This is a genomic window from Clostridium sp. AF27-2AA (assembly GCF_003478505.1).
Lineage (GTDB): Bacteria > Bacillota > Clostridia > Lachnospirales > Lachnospiraceae > Brotaphodocola.
In genome coordinates this window covers 302-3719 of the sequence record NZ_QUFI01000066.1, presented here as the reverse complement: position 1 = coordinate 3719, position 3418 = coordinate 302, and the positions used below count along the sequence as shown (strand labels likewise).

At 41.5% G+C, this 3418-nt stretch carries 4 protein-coding genes; 2 read left to right on the top strand and 2 right to left on the bottom strand.

Translation table 11 applies throughout. The features are described 5' to 3' along the window. Positions 1-297, top strand: a 297-nt coding sequence (locus tag DWY84_RS17030; protein WP_207665138.1) for a hypothetical protein, incomplete at its 5' end; no start/stop codon positions are given. Positions 298-380: 83 nt separating this feature from the next. On the opposite strand, the gene DWY84_RS17025 is transcribed toward DWY84_RS17030, so the two are convergent. After that, positions 381-773, bottom strand: a complete 393-nt coding sequence (locus DWY84_RS17025; RefSeq protein ID WP_118534473.1) for a hypothetical protein — start codon at positions 771-773, stop codon at positions 381-383. Positions 774-785: 12 nt separating this feature from the next. Beyond that, the gene (locus DWY84_RS17020; protein WP_118534472.1) at positions 786-1310 is read right to left on the bottom strand and encodes a DUF4879 domain-containing protein; all 525 of its coding nucleotides are present in this window, start codon (positions 1308-1310) and stop codon (positions 786-788) included. 333 nt (positions 1311-1643) lie between these two features. Here DWY84_RS17020 and DWY84_RS17015 point away from each other — a divergent pair, with 333 nt between their 5' ends. Then, positions 1644-3062, top strand: a complete 1419-nt coding sequence (locus tag DWY84_RS17015; protein WP_118534471.1) for a repa — start codon at positions 1644-1646, stop codon at positions 3060-3062. Positions 3063-3418: the final 356 nt, after the last annotated feature.

The window sequence follows — 3418 nt, the reverse complement described above, 5'->3', positions numbered from 1 at the left end:
GCCGAAATTGGGAGCCTGAGAGATGAGGTTAGAGAAAGTACAGTCCAAGAGGTTAAAAAGGCATTACAGGCGAATTTAGAGGCTATACAGAGGGTTACAGAAGCCCTTGAAAAAGAGTCCGAAACACTTACGGCAGTAATGAAGCAGAAAGTCCGGGAGTTAGAGGAGAGTAAGGAGCGATTTTTTCAGTTTGAGGGAACAAAGGAATATTTGTTTTGGGCAGGAATGACTTGCAGTATAGGAACCTGTGCAATACTGATATTTAATGCAATCACATCGTTTCTGGGAAGTTTGTGATAAGATTAGCGGTCGGGAGTGAGGAAATAAAAAAAGCAGGAAAATATAAAGTTTTCCTGCTTCTATCATTCATGCAACCACGGTTATGATAAATATTTCAAGAAGGACTCATAAAATGCCTTTTCTTTTAATTCTTCGTCAGTTGATACTCCGTTTTGCTTTAAACGATCCAGTGCTTCTTGGACTGCTTGACGTGCGGAGGAATTAGTGTCTCCTAGTATATCCATATTGCCAGTTTGATGGTATTTTACAAGAGACATACCCATCAATTCGGTCAGCTGAGTAAACTTACCATCAGAAGCTAAAGCAAATCCATTAGCACCGACTTCCTGTTCAGCTTTTTTCCAAGATTCTTTTACCTGGTCTGTTGCATTTGGCCCAACCATTTGTAAGAAATTGCTAGTTTGTCTTCTGTTAGTATTTTGTAAATTTAATTGATAATTGTAAGAATTATATGTATTAGGTACTATACGCATAAGAACTCCCTTTTATATAACATTAATCCAGGCTTCGTATTGTCTTCCAGAATATTCAGGTGTTGCATGATATATAAATTTTCCGTTATCGAAATTTACATCTAATGTCCATAGTCTTAAATAACCATCTAAGATAGTATCGCCATCAGTATCAACAGGGACTACATCAGTTAAGTCCATTTTATTACCATCAAATGTTGCTTCACGCCAACCAGAGTAACCTACATCAAGAGTAATCAGTTGAATCCAGCTACCGCCATGGTCTAAATTGGTCGCATATTGGTATGGTGCAATATATTCTTGTCCTGCCTGTTCAGAGTTTACTAAATAAACATGAACTGAAGTCAAAGGAGGAGCAGGGATACGAGATTCTACTTGTTCACTAAACGTCTCTTCAAAATCAGAGCCTAAAAGTGCCTCAATAGATGTTGCTGGAGATGCTTGTGTGGTACTGTTTTGAGCAGCCAATGCATTAAAACTCATTGGTACGCACATTACCATTGCTAGAGCTAGAGCAAACAATTTTTTACATTTCATAATAAAAACCTCCTTTTGTTTTGCGATTATTTGTTAAAATTATACCATAAATAAGTAAAAAAGTAAATAAAGAGGGAGGGGAATATATTGATAAGATTAGCGGTGAAGGCGAGAGGGAGTGAGGTGTAGATATTGACACCAAAAAGGCACTCCCTTATACTTGACGGAAAAAGGTAAAAAAACTTATTGATAAGATTAGCGGTGAAGGCGAGAGAGAGTGAGGTGTAGATATTGACACCAAAAAGGCGCTCCCTTATACTTGACGGAAAAAGGTAAAAACACTCATTGATAAGATTAGCGGTGAAGGCGAGAGGGAGTGAGGTGTAAAAGATTATGGCAAAATACATCAAAAGAAGAGATAAAAGAGGGTATGAGTGGAAGTCTGCTTATTGGGAGAAAGAAGCCCTTATGTTGGAGAGGGGATACTCGGAAGTAAGTCCTCATGATTTCTACCGGGAGCTGTTTCCGGTTGGCAGTCTCCAGCAAGAGCCGGAGGATGGAAAAGGCAATATTATAGCAACGCAGATTAGACCGTCCGGTAAAGGTAGAACCCGACAGTGGGTAATTGATGATAGTCTGAAAATGCTGGATAAGGTCGTAGGGGATAGGTTTGGGCTGATACCGCCTATTAGTTTTTATGGGAAGTCTCATACGAAAGAGAACGCTCATGAGTTGTTTGCGGTGGTGGTGGACGTGGACTATGTAGGTAAACAGCAGTTGAAGAACCTGTTGAAGCAGTTTGGGAATGGTGTGCAGCTTTGTCCGACTTATCTTGTCAGCTCCGGCAAGGGGGTACACCTTTACTATTTCTTGCAGGAGCCGGTTCAGTTGTATCGAAACCGGGAAGAAGTGCTTGCGGAGCTGAAAGAAGCCTTTATCCGACGGTTATGGAATGATACCAGCTCTATCCGTCCGGACAGCCCGGATATAACCGGAATTTATCAAGGTTTTCGGTGTGTGGGCAGTCAGTCAAAGTTGGGTGCAGATTTCCCAGTAAAAGCCTATAAGCTGTCAGAGAACCGTTACACGTTGGAGGATATAAAAGCTAGCATACCGAGCTGTAAGGTTGACCTTGCTCCGTTGTACGAGAAGCCGAGAAGAAAAAGTACTGTTACGCTGGAAGAAGCAAGGGAGCTGTACCCGGAGTGGTATGAGAAGCGGATCGTGCAGGGAGAGCCGAAGCAGAAAAGTAAGAAGAAGGGCGGTACGTGGGTATGTAACGAAGCTTTATATGAGTGGTGGAAACGGAAAATAACTGAGGAAGTGAAAGCCGGAGGGCGTTACTTTTCCATTATGGCGTTGTGCTCTTATGGCTTGAAGTGTGGCATATCGGAGCAGAAGATACGGAGAGACGCCTATGCGTTCCTGGACCATTTAGAGAGCCTTACCGAGGACGAGGACAACCATTTCAGCCGAGCAGATGTGAAAGACGCTCTCCGGGCATTGAAAGGGGACAGAAAAAGGCTTTCAACGATAGCAAGTCGGGAATGGATAGAGGACAACACAAAGGTTACAATACTAGCAAATAAACGGAATTATAGAAAGCAAGCGGTTCATGTCAAGTATATGAATAATCAAAGAGCTTTTAAAGTGGAGTTGGGAGAGTGTACAAATGGTGGTAGACCGACAGCAGAGCAGATGGTTAGAGAATGGAGGGAGAGTCATCCGACTGGAAAGAAAGCAGACTGCATTCGGGAGACTGGATTGAGTAAGCCGACCGTTTACAAGTGGTGGTTAAAGGAGATTTCTTAGATGGTATAGAGAATTTGTTGACTGATAGTTATAGTCTTATAAAGTGATTTTTTGTGCATTAATTATTTTCTGATAGTTTTTAATTACTGTAGTTAAATTATTCTAAGAGTATATGGGAGGAGACGCTGAAAAATAGATTTGATATATATTATAATCCTAAAGGATAGTTGTCTGTTTGTTCCGTTACTTCCTTCTGTGCTTTATTGTCCGTTTCGGCGGAAGAAAGTAAAGGGTGGTCTGCGACCATTTTTTATCTGCTGTACTCGCTGATCGGCAAGCCGAAGCTCATACTGCAGATAAAAAACAAGCCCTTGACTGTCTCCCTCCTACACTTCCAAAGTCGCCCAAGAGGAAAT

Coding starts and splice junctions, on each gene's coding strand:
- DWY84_RS17025 (WP_118534473.1), bottom strand. CDS start 773: ATGCGTATAGTACCTAATACATATAATTCTTACAATTATCAATTAAAT.
- DWY84_RS17020 (WP_118534472.1), bottom strand. CDS start 1,310: ATGAAATGTAAAAAATTGTTTGCTCTAGCTCTAGCAATGGTAATGTGC.
- DWY84_RS17015 (WP_118534471.1), top strand. CDS start 1,644: ATGGCAAAATACATCAAAAGAAGAGATAAAAGAGGGTATGAGTGGAAG.